Raw genomic sequence first — 14,961 nt, 5'->3', positions numbered from 1 at the left:
GGCGCCGACGGGGTGGGCCGGGGCCCACTCCTCGTCCCGGTCGACGGCCCGCAGCCGGTGCCGGGCGCCGTTCGCGGGGAGCGGGGCGGAGCGGGGCGTCGTCGGGGCGGGGGCCAGGGGACCGGCGAGGGGAGTGGCGGTGGACTGAGGACGGTGGGTCGCCATGAGAGGTCAGCTCTTTCGCGCGAGGAATGCGTCGGACAGGGCGACGGCCGCGATTCGTGGTCGGGCGCGCCTCGGGACGTTCGTCGTGTCGCGCGGGTGCCTGGAGGCCGGGATTACGGCTTCAGAAGGCCCGCGCGGTGCTCGCGCGGCAACACACCCGGTCGAAGTCGTCGTGCTGACGGGAAGGCCAGAACGGCTCCAGGTCATGGCGACCCGTCGCGGTGTTCTGCTGGAAGCTGGCCATGTGCCCATTGAAGCAGAATCGGGCGCCGGACAGGAGGCGTCTCTCACTGGTCGGACGGCTCGTCGGCCGGTTGTTGGCCGGATTCCGCCACCGTTCACCTGGGGCGGGGCGGTGGTGCGCGGGGTGGGGCGTACGGGCGTACCCCGGAGCTCGTCTCAGTCCGTGGACGGAGGGTGGCACATGGTGGGGCCGGGCTCGGTGGACCCGTAACGCGCGAACGGGCGCCCGCCGTGACAGCGGGCGCCCGTCCGGGACGGTGATGCGGTCGGATCAGACCTGGCCGGCCTTCTCCAGGGCGGAGCAGCAGGTGTCCACCATCAGGCGGGTCACCACGTACGGGTCGACGTTGGCGTTGGGACGGCGGTCCTCGATGTAGCCCTTGCCGTCCTTCTCGACCTGCCACGGGATGCGGACCGAGGCGCCGCGGTCCGAGACGCCGTAGCTGTACTCGTTCCACGGGGCGGTCTCGTGCAGACCGGTGAGGCGGTCGTCGATGCCCGCGCCGTAGTTCTTGACGTGGTCCATCGGCTTGGAGCCCTCACCGAGGGACTCGCACGCGGTGATGATCGCGTCGTAGCCCTCGCGCATGGCCTTGGTGGAGAAGTTGGTGTGCGCGCCCGCGCCGTTCCAGTCGCCCTTGACCGGCTTGGGGTCGAGGGTGGCGGTGATGCCGAAGTCCTCGGCGGTGCGGTAGAGCAGCCAGCGGGCGACCCACAGCTGGTCGGAGACCTCCAGCGGGGCGAGCGGGCCGACCTGGAACTCCCACTGGCCGGGCATGACCTCGGCGTTGATGCCGGAGATGCCGAGACCGGCCTTCAGGCAGTTGTCCAGGTGGGCCTCGACGATGTCGCGGCCGAAGATCTCGTCGGCGCCGACACCGCAGTAGTAGCCGCCCTGGGGGGCCGGGAAGCCGTTCTCGGGGAAGCCGAGCGGGCGGGCGCCGTCGAAGAAGGTGTACTCCTGCTCGATGCCGAAGATCGACTCCTGTGCGGCGAACCGCTCCGCGACCTCGGCCAGCGCGGCACGCGTGTTGGACGCGTGCGGCGTCATGTCGATGTCGAGGACCTCGCACAGCACCAGGATGTCGTCGCCGCCGCGGATCGGGTCCGGGCAGGTGAAGACGGGCTTGAGCACGCGGTCCGAGGCGTGGCCCTCGGCCTGGTTGGTGGAGGAGCCGTCGAAGCCCCAGATCGGCAGCGCGTCGAGACCGGCCGGAGCACCCGCGATGATCTTCGTCTTGGAACGCAGCTTGGCCGTCGGCTCGGTGCCGTCGATCCAGATGTACTCAGCCTTGAAGGTCACGGGGCCACTTCCTCTGGGGTGGGTCGGTCTGCGGGCAGACTGCCAACGGGCGATTTCCCGTCCGTTGCCCTTGTGTGAACCCCGTGTTACCTGAGGCTTTTTGTGGTGTGGCTCACCTTGTGGGGGGAGTTGGGCGGGATGGCGGGGGCGGGCGGGTCACTTCCGCTCCGCGGCCGCCGCGTCCCGCACCCCCGCGAGGAAGTCCCGGATCGCGGCCCGCTGCCCCGCGTCGTACCCGCGCAGCAGCTCGGCGGAGCGCTCGATCAGCGGGCCGAAGAACTCCCGTCCCAGCGCCACCGCGCGCTCCTCGACCTCGATCACGACCCGGCGCCGGTCCCGTTCGCCCCGTACCCGCCGTACGAGACCGGCCCGCTCCAGCCTGTCGACCAGCGCGGTGGTACCCGCGGAGTTGAGCCCGAGGGCCGTCCCGAGCCGCCCGGCGGTGGTCTCCTCGCCGGCGCGCCGGGCGTCCATGAGCGCGATCAGGGCGCGTACGTCCGTGGGGTGCAGTCCGTTGAGGCTCGCGAACCGGGCGCTGTGCAGGGCGAGTTCGACGGAGACGGCGCGCAGCAGATGCACGGTCTCCAGCTCCGGCTCGCTCGCCGGTCCTGAAGGGGTGGGCACGGGGCGCCTCCGGGGCTATCGTCTCGCTCGGCGAGTATCTCGCTCAACGAGATGATAGAGGGGACGTGTGATGGCGCGGACACGGACGTACGACGGGACGCGGACACAGAAGCGGCCGCGGGCACGGACGTACGACAGCGACGCCTTCCGGACCGCCTACGACAAGGTGCTGGCGAAGTGGCCCGCCGACCGCGAGACCCTGACGGTCGCCACCCCCTATGGCACCACCCGCGTCAACGCCTGCGGGCCGCGCGAGGCACCCCCGCTGCTCCTGCTCCCGGGCGGTGGCGGAGCGACCTCGGTCTCCTGGTACGTCCAGGCCGCCGCCCTCGCTCCCACGCACCGCGTCTACGCCCCCGACCTGATCGGCGCTCCCGGTCTGAGCGTCCCCGACGACGGTCACCGCCTTCGCACGCCCGCCGATCTGACGGCCTGGCTGGATGCCCTGCTGGACGGGCTCGGAGTACGGGCCGCCGACATGGGCGGTCACTCGTACGGCGGCTGGATCGCTCTCGACTACGCCCTGCGCAGGCCGGAGCGGGTGCGCCGCCTGTTCCTCCTGGACCCGACCCAGTGTTTCGCCGAGTACAAGGCGGCGTACCTGCTCCACGCCCTGCCGATGCTGCTGCGGCCCACGCCCCGCAGGGTGCGCGCGTTCCTCGAATGGGAGACCGGGGGAGCGGACCTGGACCCCGACTGGCTGCGCCTTCAGGAGGCGGCGGCGGGGTTTCCGGCCGCGCGGCCGGTGACGGGACCGCGCCCGAAGACGGCCGGACTGCGGTCCCTCGACAAGCCGGTCCTGCTGCTCGTGGCCGCGAACAGCAGGACCCATGACGCGGCGAGAGTCGTCGCGCGGGCCGGTGCGGTGCTGCCGCGGGTGGAGACGGCCGTACTGGCGGACGTCTCCCACCACGCGCTGCCGCACGCGGGACCGGCCGAGACGGTGCGCCGCCTCACCGCGTTTTTGTCGGTCGGCTGACCCTTATCCCACCTTCTCGATCACGGCGCGGCGGATGAGGAACTTGCCCGGCTCCCGCACCTGCTCGAACGCCTCGTTGTTGAGCAGGACGCAACTGCCGGACACCGACGTGACCTTGACGGTGGTCGACTTGTTGTTGTCCAGGTTGGTGACCTTCAGGGTCGTACCCGCCGGGAACTGGTTGCTGGACGCGGCCGGGGCGCCGCCCTCACCCGAGAGCGTGACGGTGGAGCCGTTGCAGACCTGCTGCCCGGAGGCCGCGGCGCCGCCTGCGTTGTTGCCGCCGCCGTTCTGCGCGGGCGGGGCGGCGCTCTGCTGTGCCGCGCCACCGGCCTGCTGGTTGCCCTGCTGAGCGTTGCCCTGCTGGTTCTGCTGACCCTGCTGCTGGCCCTGCTGGTTGCCCTGCGCCGCCTGGGAGCCCTGAGCCGACTCCCCAACGGTGCATCCGGCAGCCTTCTGCTGGACCTTGATCTGCTCGATGACCGCCTCACGGTTGGCGATCCGGGCGTTGGACTGCGCGTCCGGGTTCGCCTTCTGGTCGGCGATGAACTTCTGGTTGTTGCCGAGTGCCGTGGCGAAGCCCTGGCAGACGGTCGAGTCCGCCGCCGACGACAGCGTCTTGGCGTCCTTCGGGGTCTGCGCGGCGTTGGAGGTGGTGGCCAGCGCGAAGGCACCACCACCCGCCACCGCCGCCGCGCTGACGAGCAGCGCGATCTTCTTCTTGGTGTCGAGTCTCCTGCGCGACATCCGCGCCTCCTGCGAGGTAGGGGAGCGTACGCCGCTATGTACGGGCCGCCGGACGCCGTTACTCAGCGGTTACCGAAGCATCCCAAGTAACCTACGTCACACGGGAGTTGAGGATGCTCTCGCGGAGGTCATGTCTGACTCCGCCGTACAGCCTCCCGTACGGCCTCCTCCGTCCGCCCCACCAGCGCGGTTCCGTCGTCGGCGGTGATGATCGGCCGCTGAATCAGCCGAGGATGCGCCGCGAGCGCGGCAACCCACCGCTCCCGCGCCCCCGCGTCCCGCGCCCACTCCCCGACCCCCAGCTCCTTCGCCTCCGCCTCCTGTGTCCGAGTGATGTCCCACGGCTCCAGCCCCAGCCGCTCCAACACCTCCCGAATCTCCCCCTCACTGGGCGCGTCCTCCAGATACCGACGCACGGTGTACCCGGCCTCCTCGGCATCCAGCACGTCGAGAGCACTGCGGCACTTGGAACAGCTCGGGTTGATCCAGATCTCCATGGGGGTCACGGTACGCGGGGCGGGCGGGGCGTCTTTCAGTGCGCGCGCAGCTTCTGCCGGGCCGCGTCGACGAGGCTCTGTGCGGCCGTGCCGTGGACGGCGGACTCCCGGAGCGTCTTCCAGGTCCGCAGGTAGGTGTCCACGCTGGCGGCGTCGTCGATCCAGAACTCCGCGTGCCAGTTCTCGACGATCACCTGACGGTCGTCGTAGACCCAGAAGGCGGTGGCCGGAGGGATCTTGAGGGGAGCGGACAGCGGGACGATGCCCAGCTCCACCGTGTCCAGACCGATGACTCCCATCAGCCGGTCGAGCTGGGCGGCGAGGACGGACGGCGGGCAGATCAAGGTGTGCAGGGCGGCCTCCCACAGGAGGAGGTGGAAGCGTTTCGAGGAGTCGTACAGCGCCTCCTGCCGCTTCATGCGGGACCGGACCGCCTCCTCGGTGTCGCGCGGCGACCGCTGCAGCTCCGCGTACCGCGTGAAGATGGAGCGTGCGTAGTCCGGCGTCTGGAGAATCCCGAAGATCATGGAGGACTCCCAGCCCCGGAACACGGAGGCGTCGGCATGGGCGTTGAGGTGGGTGTCCTGCACTGCCTTGTGTCCGGCGGCCAACTGCCTTCGCCACGACCGGATGTGGGACTCGAAGCCCCTCAGCCGGGCCGCCAGCTCGTCGTACGCCTCCGGCTGGCCGGTCGCCTCCGCCCACTTGCGCAGGTCGTCGGAGGTCGGGGTCTGCCTGCCGTTCTCCAGTCTGCTGACCCTGGACTTGTTCCACCCGTACCGCCCGGCGAGTTCCGCACCCGTGAGCCGGCCGGCAGGGGCGGAGAGGCGGAGCTCGCGCAGTCGTATCCCGAGCGCCTCTCGTGCCTGCTGATAGTCCGTGCTCACGGGGGGTGTTCCTGTCTCAGCGCGCCTTCGCGGGGAGTCGAGCCGCGAACTCCTTGTACGGGACGGCGTAGTGCTGCGCGGCGTCACGTGCTCTGACGTAGCGCAGCACGGCCGCCGGTTCGGTGATCAGCTCGACGTCGACCAAGTTGTCGGTGTCGTCGAAGTTGAGCAGGGCGACCAGCCGGGAGTCGAAGATCCAGAAGTCTTCGGCGGGCAGGCCCACGCGGTCGGCGTCGTCTCGCCACAGAGTGCGGATCTCCTCGCCGACGGCGCTGTTGCGGCGCGCGTTGTCGAGCAGATAGAGCTGGCCGGTCGTGGGCGGCCTGTCGACGACACGGACCCGCTCGAACCGCTTGCCGAGTGCGACCTGTTCACGGCGCTGGGCGCACCACTCCGCGTCCGCGCCGGTCCAGTCGACGGGCTCGCCGCTCGTGAACTGGGCGTATGTGTCGGTGAGTTCGTCCGAGGCATAGCGGCGGCGCGTCTCCAGGCGCCATGCGGTGTGCTCGAATCGCGTGAAGAGTCCGTCGAACTCGTCCGGACCGACGTTTCGAGGTCCTCGTGCACGGACGGACATCCGTTGACACCGCTGCCCGTTCCGTTGAACCGCAGTCGCCGGGTCATGATCGCGTCCTTCCCTCGGGGGACTGATCTCTCAAGCTTCCATGAGGTCAATGACCTTTGTTCCGCGTTCGGTTCGCCTGAATCGGCAACCTTACGCAACTCTGCGGTGATGGTTCGCAACTTCGCGCAACTTCCATGGCGCACCGGAAGTGCCCCTCCCTACCGTCGCGTTCATGGCTGGAGTACAGCAGGCGCATGACGCCGATCCCCACGTGGCCACCGAAGTCCTGAGGTCGGCCCTGTCCCAGGCGGGCATCGTCCTGCCGTCGCTCGGAGCCGACACCGGCTCGCCCGCTCTCGGACTTGTCGAGCTGGGCCGCGTACGTGCCGACGTGGCCATGCGGCTGGCGGAGGCGCTGCGGCAGAACGACACCGCATGAGCGCGGTGAGCGCCCCTGGCGGCGCGGACGGCCTGCCGCCCCGGATGACGCTACGGGTCTACACCGTGAACCGCGCGGGCCGCATCACGAGTGACTCGGGGAAGCGCGGGATCGAGGGCGCGGAAACCTGGACGGTGACAGGCGTGGGGCAGGAGTTCCCTCCCTGCGGGTGCCCGCGTCACCGGGTGATGAGACCCGTGCGACGACCTCTGTGAGAACGGCGCGGTGCCACGCATCAATCGATTGAAAGGAAGGGTGAGCCCATGACCGTTGAGCCCCTGGCCCCCACGTTCGACCGGCCCGCGATCGGTCCCCACGCCCGGGACCCGAAGGACCTCCTCAATGCCGTCCAACCGCACGTGAGGCACCTGACGATCAACGTGCTGGACAGTGGCATGACCCTCTGGGACCGGGAGGTGGCCCTGCTGCTGCGAGACCACACGATGGTCCGCGACATGGCCGAACGCGTCCTCGGCAACGCCGTCATGTACACCATCGGCTGCATGGAACACCCCGACGTACACCTCGGAGTCGGCAAGCTCGTCGACATAGGTGTTCATCAGCTCATCCTCGACACACCGGTCTGGTGGGCACTGTGCGACGTGTACAACGGGGGCCGCTACAAGCATCACGCCCCGTTCATCGAGCGCCGTCGCGACGGCCTGTGCCTGCGTACGGCGGACTTCCTCAAGTCCATCGGTTTCGACGTCGACGAGGAGTTGTGGGCGATCGATGGCACGGACTGCTCGCCGTGTGACAACAAGGTGCCCGACAGCCACTGAAACCACCTCCTCGAAGGGAGCCCCCGTGCCCGCCCAGCACGACATCGCCGCCGAGACCGAACTCTGGGACGCGTACGCCGCCTCCGCCTTCAAGGACGACGCCGAGCCCGGCTTCCGGTGGACCCAGTACGCCGGTCACGGGCCCGGGCCCGAGCTGCTCGGGGACGTGCGCTCCGTGCTGGAGATCGGCTGCGGTACGGGCCGGGCCCTCGCGTATCTGGCTCGGGACGGTGTCGTCGCCCGGGGTGTTGATCTGTCGCCCGTCATGGTGAAGAAGGCCACCGCCAAGTGGGTCGGCACGGGGGCGGACTTCGCGTGTGCCGAGGTTCTGGAGTACCTGGGCACGCACGAGGAGACGTACGACGCGGTCTACTCCGTCTTCGGCGCCGCCTGGTTCACCGACCCGGCCCGTCTGTTTCCCCTTGTCCACCGACGGCTCAACCCCGGCGGTGTCTTCGTCTTCTCCCAGCCACCCGCGATCCCCGGCGCCTACGGCCCCCAGGGGATGTACAAGGGAGGCTTCGCGGGCAGGGCGATGTTCACCTACCGCTACAGCTACCGCCCGGCCGTGTGGGAGCGCCTGCTCACCCGGGCCGGGTTCGCCACGGCGGAGGCGCGGGTCCTGGAGGCGCCGCGGCCGGGGTACATCGGAACGCTTCTTGTCCAGGCCGGGGCATGACCCCGACGGGCGGTCGTGTTCGAATTTCTGGTGCCCCTGAGGTGCCTCGTGGAGATGGGGCGGACGCATGGAAATTCGCTCCTTCACCTGCGGATTTGCCTGGCTCGCGGACTCCTGAATGTCAGTCCCCGGCAGTAGAATTGGAGCAGTGTTCGAGAGTGCGTGCCGGGGTTTCCGGTAGGCGCTCTGATCGCGACAGGAGGATGCCCGTGCCCGCTGCCGCCGCTCTGAAGAACAAGCCGTCGCCCACCCAGTCCACCGCCAGGCGCGCCGTGCCGCTCGACTCGCCGTACGTACCGGTGGCGAAGAGCCCGCTGCCGGCTGGGCAGCCGCGCGAGTGGTACGTCACGCACAACCGACGCCTGAAGGCCATGCGCCTGGCCATAGCCCTGCTCGACTCCGGCATCTACCGCCCGACCCAGGCCCGCGACGCCACCATCCGCCGCACGGCCGAGAAGCTCGGCGTCCACCCGCCGTCCGCGACGACGTGCCGGATGGTGCGGGCGCTGATGCGATAGGCGGGTGGGGGAGGGGTGGCGCCGGTGCCCTGGGGGTTGCGGCGCCACTCCTTACGCTCCGTGGTCTGGGCGACCAGGTCGTACATCGCCTCGGGGCAGCCGGGTTCCAGGAGCCAGATGAGGTCGCCGAAGAGGCCGCCGCCGTAGGTCCGTACGAGCTGCTTGTAGTCGGCGGGGAGGGGGACGCCCAACGTCCCTTCCGCGGCGGGCCATTCCACGTTCCGGCCGCCGCCGGGCGGGGGAGGGCAGAGGGCCGTGAGCGGGGCGAGGTGGCGCAGGGGTCGGGTGGGGTGAGGGTGGGACATGGTGCCTACCCTGCCCCATGCCCTGCCCTGCCCCATGCCCTGTTTCATGCCGGGCCCGCCCCCTCAGCTCAGCAGCGCGCCCACGTACGCCTCCAGCCGCCCGCTCAGCACCTCGGGCGTCAGGTCCGTCCGCCCCAACTCGCGCCACGGCTGGGCCAGTTTCGCCGCGTCGGGGGCGTACGCGAGCGCGTCGAGCAGGCGCCAGTAGAGGTGGTCCGGGCCGTTCGCGAGGCCGTGGCCGCCCTGGCATTCGTATCGCGCCCGGAAGGCCAGGCCGTGTTCCGGGCCGTGCAGCAGCGCCAGGGCCGTCGAGCAGTGGGCCACGTCCAGGTCGGCGGGGCCCCAGGAGGTCTCCACCCAGTCCACGACCCCGCTGATGCGCGGCTCCGCGTTCTCGCCGGTGAACAGCACGTTCCCGGGGTGGTAGTCCCGGTGCAGGAAACGGCCCTGGTACGACGGAGGTTCGCGCTCGATCACCTCCACCGCCCGCTCCCACAGCCCGCCGGACACCGCCGCCCGCACTCGCTCCGGCCAGGTCCACGCCTCATAGGCGCGCGGCCGCTGCTCCGGTACGACCGCGTGGATACGGACCAACTGCGCCGCGAGCAGGTCCAGTACGGCGGGGTCGGGCGCGTCCATGCGAAGTCGGCCGGGCAGCTTGGTCATCAACAGGGAAGGGTGGTCGCAGTGTTGACCGGAGACGTCCACCGCGACCAGTCCCGGCGCCGGGACACCCGCCTCATCCGCCAGCAACTCCAGTACGGCCGCCTCCCGCGACAGCAACGCGGGCGCGTGCCGCCGGTAGAAGGGCTTCACGAAGGACCGCAGGACAAGTTCCGTCCCGTCGTCCAGGCCGAGGGCGCGCATCTGGGACGACCAACCACCCTTCAGTGGGCAGGAGTTCACGACCGTCCGACCCTCCGGAAGCCGTTCGTCCGTCCATGCCCGGGTCGCCGACCAGCCCCCTTCCTCCAGCCCCTCCAAAAGGAGTCCCGCCAACTCCCCGAGGTCCTCCGGATGATCCCGGAACCACAGCCCCAACCGATGCTCGGCGTCCGGCAGTTCGAGGCGTGTGTACTGCGCCCGCGTCGCCAGCGCGTCCTGCACCGCCTCCGTCACGGCCCCCGGGATCACCGAGTCCGTACCCGGCACCACCAGCACCGCCCGCCCCTCGTACGACCGCAGCACATCGAGGGCGGGGGAGGCGCGCCAGCTGTCCGGCGTGCGGAGGATCTCGGTGAAGCGGCCGTCCCCCGTGCCGAAGGGCAGGTCCCAGGCGTCGGGGGCGTACACCGCCGGGGCGCCCAGGCCGAGCGCGGTGACCCGGGGGCTGTAGTGCCGTACGAGGTCGGCCACCGTCTGGCCGCTCATGCTGAAGCCGACGAGGATCAGCGGGGAGTCCGCCGGGGCGTGGGTGTCGATCACCGAGACCGCCTGCTCGTACCGGCGTCGCAGGCTCAACTCGGCGAGGGCGCCGGCGCTTTCGCCGTGTCCGGAGAAGTCGAAGGCCAGTGCGTGGCAGCCCTGTGCGGCGAACTCCGCGGCCAGTGGCAGGAGCCGGGCCTTGCTTCCGGTGCCCGCGCCGTGCAGCAGGACGGCGGTGGCGCGTCCCGGCACCGCCCCGGCGCGTACGACGCTGAGCCGTTCGCCGTCGCAGGCGTGGGTGAATTCGTCCTGGCCGAGGGAGAGTTCGCGCATGCGGGCCATTCACCCACACCCCGCCATCGCCGCGCGCCTGGAATCCCGGTGCGTCCTCCCGGCCGGGCCTGGCAAGATCCACGTATGCCGATTGCCGCCGTGTCGCCCGAAGTGTCCCTCGCCTACGACAGCTTCGGCGACCCCGGTGACCCGCCTGTCCTGCTGGTGACGGGCTTCGGCGCCCAGATGATCGCCTGGCACGAGGACTTCTGCCGCGCGCTGGCGGAGCGCGGCCGCCATGTGATCCGCTACGACAACCGTGACAGCGGGCTGTCCACCAAGTTCGACGAACACCCCGTGGACCTGGGCGAGTTCATCACCGCTGTCAGCTCGGGAGACATCGCCTCCGCCCTCGCGATGGTCCCCTACCGGTTGCGGGACATGGCCGACGACGGCCTGGGCCTGCTCACCGCGCTCGGCATCGACCGCGCTCATGTGGTCGGAGCGTCGATGGGCGGGATGATCGCCCAGACGATGGCCCTCACCCGGCCGGAACGGGTGCTGACGCTGACGTCGATGATGTCCTCGACCGGCGAGAGCGAGTACGGCCGGTCGAGTCCCGAGGCCCAGGCGGTGCTGTTCGGCCCCAAGCCGCGAAGCCGCGAGGAATACATCGCGGCGGCGGAGCGGGAACTGGTCTGGGCGTCCAGGCGCTACGGCGATCCCGCCGCCCTCCGGGAGCTGGCGGCCCGGAGCTACGACCGCGCCCACTACCCCGCCGGAGCCGGGCGGCAGCTCGGCGCGATGATCCTCAGCGGCTCACGCGCGGACGCGCTCCGCGAGCTGCGCGTGCCGACGCTGGTGATGCACGGTCTCGACGACACGCTGATCGACGTCAGCGGTGGGCGGCGCACCGCGGAGCTGGTGCCCGGCGCGAGGCTCCTCCTCGTACCCGACATGGGACACGACCGCCCGCGCGAGCTGTGGCCCGAGATCATCGACGCCCTCGTGGACCACACCGGCTGACCGCGGACGGTGCGACGGCAGGCGTGAAGGCAGGTCCGAAGGCACCCGGTGTCCCTCAGCCGCCCATCCCCGGCGCGTCCCACAACGGGAACCACCGCGACTTGTCCGGCTCCATGCGCAGGTCGTTCTCCAGCGCCGACGCCAGTTGCAGCTCCATCGCGTTGTCGCGCGACTGGCGCCCGGCGTGGGTGCACAGGGGGTAGAAGCCGCCGCGTTTGTAGAGGTAGACGAGGGCGAGGGAGCGGTCGTCGGCGGGGTTGTCGCGGGTGAAGGTGACCAGGGAGCACAGGAGCTGGGGGCCGAAGCCGTTGGCCTCCATGGAGCTGTTGACCGCGTGCAGGTCGTTGACCAGTTCGGGGAGCTGGTCGGGGGAGCGGCGGGAGACGAGCCAGGAGTAGCCGTACGCGTCCTGGACCAGCTCCACCCGGGGTCCGGTGCGGCCGGTGTCCGCGTCGAGGAGCGCCCGCACCTCGCGGTGGGTCTGCTCGAAGGCCGCACCCTCGACCGTCGCGAAGCACACCGCGCCGGTGCCGGTCGGCGTGAACCCCGACACCACCTCCAGCGTCACCGCCGCCGACGGCAGCCCGAACAGCCGGTCCAGATCCGGCGGCACCGGCTTCGTACGCCCCAGCAGAATGTCCAGCAGCCCCATGCTCAGGCCGCCGACTCGGGGGTCGCCGCCTCGCCCAGCTCCGCCGAGATCCGGCCCAGCTGCTCCAGCCGCTGTTCCAGCGTCGGGTGGGTGGAGAAGAACCGCTCGATGCCGGGCTCCTTGCCGGTCGCCGGGGTGAAGTAGAACGCGTTGAACGCCTGCGCCGTCCGCAGATCCTTCGTCGGGATACGGGCGATGTCCCCGGAGACCTTGGTCAGCGCCGACGCCAGCGCCGAGGGACGGCCGGTCAGCTGTGCGGCCGCGCGGTCGGCGGCCAGCTCGCGGTAGCGGGAGAGCGCGCGGATCAGCAGGAAGCTGATCGCGTACACCGCGATCGAGACCCCGATCACCGCCGCGAACACGGCCGCGGTGTTCTGGTCCCGGCGCCCCGAGCTGAACAGCGACGAGTAGAAGGCGAACCGGACGATCAGGCCCGCGAGCACCCCGAGGAACGACGCGACCGTGATCACGGCGACGTCCTTGTGCGCGACGTGCGACAGCTCGTGCGCGAGGACGCCCTCCAGTTCGGCGGGTTCCAGGCGCCGTAGCAGTCCCGTGGTCACACAGACCACGGCGTGATCCGGGTTCCGCCCGGTCGCGAACGCGTTCGGCATGTCCATGGGCGACACGGCCACCACGGGTTTCGGCATGTCGGCCATCGCACACAGCCGGTCCACCACCGCGTGCAGCTCGGGATACTCCTCCGGCTCCACGACCCGCCCGCGCATCGCGAACATCGCGATCTTGTCGGAGAACCAGAACTGCGCCACGAACAGCGCACCCACCAGCACCACGACCAGCAGCCACGACTTCAGCAGCACGATCAGCGCGGCCACGAACCCCACGTACAGCAGGCCGAGCAGAAACAGCGTGACCGTCATCCGCACGGTCAGCCGCCGGTCGCTCCGGAAGCGGCTCCGCATCTCGCATCACCCCGCACTCAGCGCCCTGTGCTGTCCAGTGTGCACCCGCGGTGGGCCATGGGAGAGGCGCGATACGACCCGGAACCGGCAAAACCGTCAGGGGGGCGCCTCTCTTCGTCAAGCGGGCGTTCCCGTCGTCAAGCGGGCGGGGCCAGCCGTGAAGCGGACGCGGCCGGGAGCAGCCGGGCCCGCTCCAGAAGCCCGGCGACCGCTGGCGCCGACCGGTCGCGCGCCCCCCAGCCCAGCATGCGCCGTACGACCGACTCGGCTCGCGCCCACAGCCGTAGATCCCCGTTCCCGTCCCCGTCTCCGCATTCGAGCAGCGTCACCGCCGCCCGCAGCCGGGTCGGCTCGTCCCGCGCGTCCAGCAGCCGCCACGCCGACACCCGCTCACACTGGCGCCGGTCCGCGCCCAGCCGCCGCAGCAGCCACTCCTCGGGCAGCGCCTCGGCGGACGGCAGCAGCGCTAGGGTGGCCTCGCGGACTACGCCGGGCGCCGGGTCGTCCAGCAGCCGCCGTACGCGGGGTATGTCCGTCACGTCCAGCGTCCGCAGCCCCGCCAGGGCCCGCGCCCGCACCCCCGCCTCCGGGTGGTCAAGCAGCGGCCACAACAGCCCGGCGTCCGCGCGCTGCCCGCACTCCGCGAGGCCGATGGGGGCGCCGACCAGGGGCACGGGGTCGGCGCAGCGCGCCCGGTACCAGGGCAGCGGGTCACCCCCGAGCTGCCGTACGACGTACCGCGCACAGGCCCGCACCAGCGCCGACCGGTCCGCGAGGAACTCCTCGGCCCGCGCCGGCCGACCCAGCCGCCGCAGCCCCGTGACCCCGGCGGCCCGGACCTGGGGAGCGCGGGCGCCGAGCAGGAGGTCCACCACGTCCACCGCGTCCGCGTCCGTCATGGCGGCCGCCGCGGCATCCGCGCACATCCCCTGCACGACGGCGTCGTCGTCCCGCGCGGCGGCCCGGGCCAGCTCGACAGCCGAGAGGCGTCCCTCCGCCACGGCCAGCCGGTACGCGAACCGACGCGCCGTACAATCACCGGACACCAGCAACGGCCCCGGCCCCTCCCGGCGCAGCACCCGTTCCAGCAGCCCGAGGGCGAAGTCCCCCCGCTGCCGGTCGGCCAGCCGCAGCACCAACGGCGCGAGCCGTACGGCCGCCTCCGCGTCCAGCGCCTCGACGAGCAACTCCCGCGCCCGCTCCCGCACGGGCCCGGCCCAGTCGGCACACCGCACCACCACCAGCGGAAGCAACGCGGGCCGCCCCGCCGCCCGCTCCAATGCCCGCTGCCGTATCCGCCCGTCCTGACGGCACAGCACCACCGCGAGCCCGGCGTCACTCACCGCCTCACCCGAGACCAGCGCGGCCAGCACCCGCGACCCGGCACCGTGCTCCCACGCGACCCCGTGGTCATCCGGCCGGTACCACTCCTCGACCCGGACCCGCCGATCCCACTCCACCCAGTCCTCGGGCCCGCCACTCCCGAACAGCCGCTCCGCCTCACCGGTCCCCACCCGCATCCGCCGCACTCCCTCTTCCCGACCGACGACGGCAACGCCGCCCCCCCCCGAAGACTGCATGGTTCAGGCAATGATCAACGCCCCTGGTCCTGGGATCATCACCCCGCTGTGTCAGAACGCGACTACGACTCAAGGTGGTTGATCTCGTGAGACTGAGCCGTGTGACGCTTGCTGTGGCTGCCGGGGCGCTGGCTCCGGCGTTGCTGTTAGCGACGCCCTCCTTCGCCGCCGGTACTTCGTCGGCGGGGGCCGTCGCCGTGACGGCCCAAGTGGGCTCACCGTACGACGACATGGACGACGACGATCTGCGCGTCGCGCTCGTCAGCCTGCTCGCCAACCCCGCCAGCGGTCAGCGGGTGAAGCAGGAGATCAACGCGCTGCTGGACCGCGACGATCCGGCGGAGATGCGGGCCTGGCTGGAGACGGGGTACGCGCTGGCCCAGGCCGAGGACGACCGGGTGGCCATCGT

The 14,961-nt window shown here is 71.1% G+C and carries 17 protein-coding genes and 2 pseudogenes; 7 read left to right on the top strand and 12 right to left on the bottom strand.

The window, feature by feature from the left end:
• Positions 1–286: 286 nt before the first annotated feature.
• The 3 genes from GTW40_RS33645 to GTW40_RS29915 all read right to left on the bottom strand — a co-directional run bounded on the left by GTW40_RS33645 (position 287) and on the right by GTW40_RS29915 (position 2,335).
• A complete protein-coding gene (locus GTW40_RS33645) occupies positions 287–409 on the bottom strand; it encodes a hypothetical protein (RefSeq protein WP_272919052.1) in 123 nt (40 codons plus the stop codon).
• A 270-nt stretch (positions 410–679) separates the two neighbouring features.
• Positions 680–1,711 (bottom strand): glutamine synthetase, encoded by a 1,032-nt coding sequence (gene glnII, locus GTW40_RS29920; RefSeq protein ID WP_161183266.1) that lies wholly within the window; start codon positions 1,709–1,711, stop codon positions 680–682.
• A 156-nt stretch (positions 1,712–1,867) separates the two neighbouring features.
• Positions 1,868–2,335 (bottom strand): helix-turn-helix domain-containing protein, encoded by a 468-nt coding sequence (locus tag GTW40_RS29915; protein WP_161183265.1) that lies wholly within the window; start codon positions 2,333–2,335, stop codon positions 1,868–1,870.
• A gap of 70 nt (positions 2,336–2,405) precedes the next feature.
• Here GTW40_RS29915 and GTW40_RS29910 point away from each other — a divergent pair, with 70 nt between their 5' ends.
• Positions 2,406–3,314 carry an alpha/beta hydrolase gene (locus GTW40_RS29910; RefSeq protein ID WP_161183264.1) on the top strand — a complete coding sequence of 303 codons (909 nt, stop codon included), beginning with the start codon at positions 2,406–2,408 and terminating at the stop codon, positions 3,312–3,314.
• 3 nt (positions 3,315–3,317) lie between these two features.
• On the opposite strand, the gene GTW40_RS29905 is transcribed toward GTW40_RS29910, so the two are convergent.
• The 4 genes and pseudogenes from GTW40_RS29905 to GTW40_RS29890 form a co-directional block, all read right to left on the bottom strand.
• Positions 3,318–4,061, bottom strand: coding sequence for a hypothetical protein (locus tag GTW40_RS29905; RefSeq protein WP_161183263.1), 744 nt, complete (start codon positions 4,059–4,061; stop codon positions 3,318–3,320).
• A gap of 128 nt (positions 4,062–4,189) precedes the next feature.
• Positions 4,190–4,558, bottom strand: coding sequence for an ArsC/Spx/MgsR family protein (locus GTW40_RS29900; RefSeq protein ID WP_161183262.1), 369 nt, complete (start codon positions 4,556–4,558; stop codon positions 4,190–4,192).
• 35 nt (positions 4,559–4,593) lie between these two features.
• Positions 4,594–5,445 carry a helix-turn-helix transcriptional regulator gene (locus GTW40_RS29895; protein WP_161183261.1) on the bottom strand — a complete coding sequence of 284 codons (852 nt, stop codon included), beginning with the start codon at positions 5,443–5,445 and terminating at the stop codon, positions 4,594–4,596.
• Between the two features lie 16 nt (positions 5,446–5,461).
• Positions 5,462–6,069: pseudogene (locus GTW40_RS29890) on the bottom strand (DUF6879 family protein).
• Positions 6,070–6,242: 173 nt separating this feature from the next.
• Between GTW40_RS29890 and GTW40_RS29885 the strand changes: the two are divergent.
• The 4 genes from GTW40_RS29885 (at position 6,243) to GTW40_RS29870 (ending at position 8,428) form a co-directional block, all read left to right on the top strand.
• Positions 6,243–6,449, top strand: a complete 207-nt coding sequence (locus GTW40_RS29885; protein ID WP_161183260.1) for a hypothetical protein — start codon at positions 6,243–6,245, stop codon at positions 6,447–6,449.
• Between the two features lie 263 nt (positions 6,450–6,712).
• A complete protein-coding gene (locus GTW40_RS29880) occupies positions 6,713–7,231 on the top strand; it encodes a hypothetical protein (RefSeq protein ID WP_161183259.1) in 519 nt (172 codons plus the stop codon).
• Between the two features lie 25 nt (positions 7,232–7,256).
• Positions 7,257–7,910 carry a class I SAM-dependent methyltransferase gene (locus GTW40_RS29875; RefSeq protein WP_161183258.1) on the top strand — a complete coding sequence of 218 codons (654 nt, stop codon included), beginning with the start codon at positions 7,257–7,259 and terminating at the stop codon, positions 7,908–7,910.
• A 203-nt stretch (positions 7,911–8,113) separates the two neighbouring features.
• A complete protein-coding gene (locus tag GTW40_RS29870) occupies positions 8,114–8,428 on the top strand; it encodes a hypothetical protein (protein WP_161183257.1) in 315 nt (104 codons plus the stop codon).
• On the opposite strand, the gene GTW40_RS29865 is transcribed toward GTW40_RS29870, so the two are convergent.
• Entirely contained in the window at positions 8,317–8,733 is a 417-nt protein-coding gene (locus tag GTW40_RS29865) for an SMI1/KNR4 family protein (RefSeq protein WP_161183256.1), read from the bottom strand. The two genes, GTW40_RS29870 and GTW40_RS29865, sit on opposite strands and share 112 nt — an antisense overlap.
• Positions 8,734–8,796: 63 nt before the next feature.
• The gene (locus GTW40_RS29860; RefSeq protein WP_237525824.1) at positions 8,797–10,431 is read right to left on the bottom strand and encodes a phosphotransferase; all 1,635 of its coding nucleotides are present in this window, start codon (positions 10,429–10,431) and stop codon (positions 8,797–8,799) included.
• Between the two features lie 84 nt (positions 10,432–10,515).
• Between GTW40_RS29860 and GTW40_RS29855 the strand changes: the two genes are divergently transcribed.
• A complete protein-coding gene (locus GTW40_RS29855) occupies positions 10,516–11,397 on the top strand; it encodes an alpha/beta hydrolase (protein WP_161183254.1) in 882 nt (293 codons plus the stop codon).
• 55 nt (positions 11,398–11,452) lie between these two features.
• Here the strand turns inward: GTW40_RS29855 and GTW40_RS29850 are convergent, their stop codons facing one another.
• The 3 genes from GTW40_RS29850 to GTW40_RS29840 all read right to left on the bottom strand — a co-directional run bounded on the left by GTW40_RS29850 (position 11,453) and on the right by GTW40_RS29840 (position 14,492).
• The gene (locus GTW40_RS29850) at positions 11,453–12,049 is read right to left on the bottom strand and encodes a hypothetical protein (protein ID WP_161183253.1); all 597 of its coding nucleotides are present in this window, start codon (positions 12,047–12,049) and stop codon (positions 11,453–11,455) included.
• A gap of 2 nt (positions 12,050–12,051) precedes the next feature.
• Positions 12,052–12,972, bottom strand: a complete 921-nt coding sequence (gene htpX / locus GTW40_RS29845; RefSeq protein WP_161183252.1) for a zinc metalloprotease HtpX — start codon at positions 12,970–12,972, stop codon at positions 12,052–12,054.
• Positions 12,973–13,109: 137 nt separating this feature from the next.
• A complete protein-coding gene (locus GTW40_RS29840; RefSeq protein ID WP_161183251.1) occupies positions 13,110–14,492 on the bottom strand; it encodes a hypothetical protein in 1,383 nt (460 codons plus the stop codon).
• 290 nt (positions 14,493–14,782) lie between these two features.
• On the opposite strand from GTW40_RS29840, the pseudogene GTW40_RS33445 reads away from it, so the two are divergent.
• Positions 14,783–14,961: pseudogene (locus tag GTW40_RS33445) on the top strand (ALF repeat-containing protein); the annotation flags it as partial.

It is taken from the genome of Streptomyces sp. SID4985, assembly GCF_009863025.1.
In the GTDB taxonomy this organism is placed as follows: domain Bacteria; phylum Actinomycetota; class Actinomycetes; order Streptomycetales; family Streptomycetaceae; genus Streptomyces.
This window is presented reverse-complemented; position numbering and strand designations above follow the sequence as displayed.

Coding starts and splice junctions, on each gene's coding strand:
- GTW40_RS33645 (WP_272919052.1), bottom strand. CDS start 409: ATGGCCAGCTTCCAGCAGAACACCGCGACGGGTCGCCATGACCTGGAG.
- GTW40_RS29910 (WP_161183264.1), top strand. CDS start 2,406: ATGGCGCGGACACGGACGTACGACGGGACGCGGACACAGAAGCGGCCG.
- GTW40_RS29905 (WP_161183263.1), bottom strand. CDS start 4,061: ATGTCGCGCAGGAGACTCGACACCAAGAAGAAGATCGCGCTGCTCGTC.
- GTW40_RS29900 (WP_161183262.1), bottom strand. CDS start 4,558: ATGGAGATCTGGATCAACCCGAGCTGTTCCAAGTGCCGCAGTGCTCTC.
- GTW40_RS29885 (WP_161183260.1), top strand. CDS start 6,243: ATGGCTGGAGTACAGCAGGCGCATGACGCCGATCCCCACGTGGCCACC.
- GTW40_RS29880 (WP_161183259.1), top strand. CDS start 6,713: ATGACCGTTGAGCCCCTGGCCCCCACGTTCGACCGGCCCGCGATCGGT.
- GTW40_RS29870 (WP_161183257.1), top strand. CDS start 8,114: ATGCCCGTGCCCGCTGCCGCCGCTCTGAAGAACAAGCCGTCGCCCACC.
- GTW40_RS29865 (WP_161183256.1), bottom strand. CDS start 8,733: ATGTCCCACCCTCACCCCACCCGACCCCTGCGCCACCTCGCCCCGCTC.
- GTW40_RS29860 (WP_237525824.1), bottom strand. CDS start 10,431: ATGCGCGAACTCTCCCTCGGCCAGGACGAATTCACCCACGCCTGCGAC.
- GTW40_RS29855 (WP_161183254.1), top strand. CDS start 10,516: ATGCCGATTGCCGCCGTGTCGCCCGAAGTGTCCCTCGCCTACGACAGC.
- GTW40_RS29850 (WP_161183253.1), bottom strand. CDS start 12,049: ATGGGGCTGCTGGACATTCTGCTGGGGCGTACGAAGCCGGTGCCGCCG.
- htpX (WP_161183252.1), bottom strand. CDS start 12,972: ATGCGGAGCCGCTTCCGGAGCGACCGGCGGCTGACCGTGCGGATGACG.
- GTW40_RS29840 (WP_161183251.1), bottom strand. CDS start 14,492: ATGCGGGTGGGGACCGGTGAGGCGGAGCGGCTGTTCGGGAGTGGCGGG.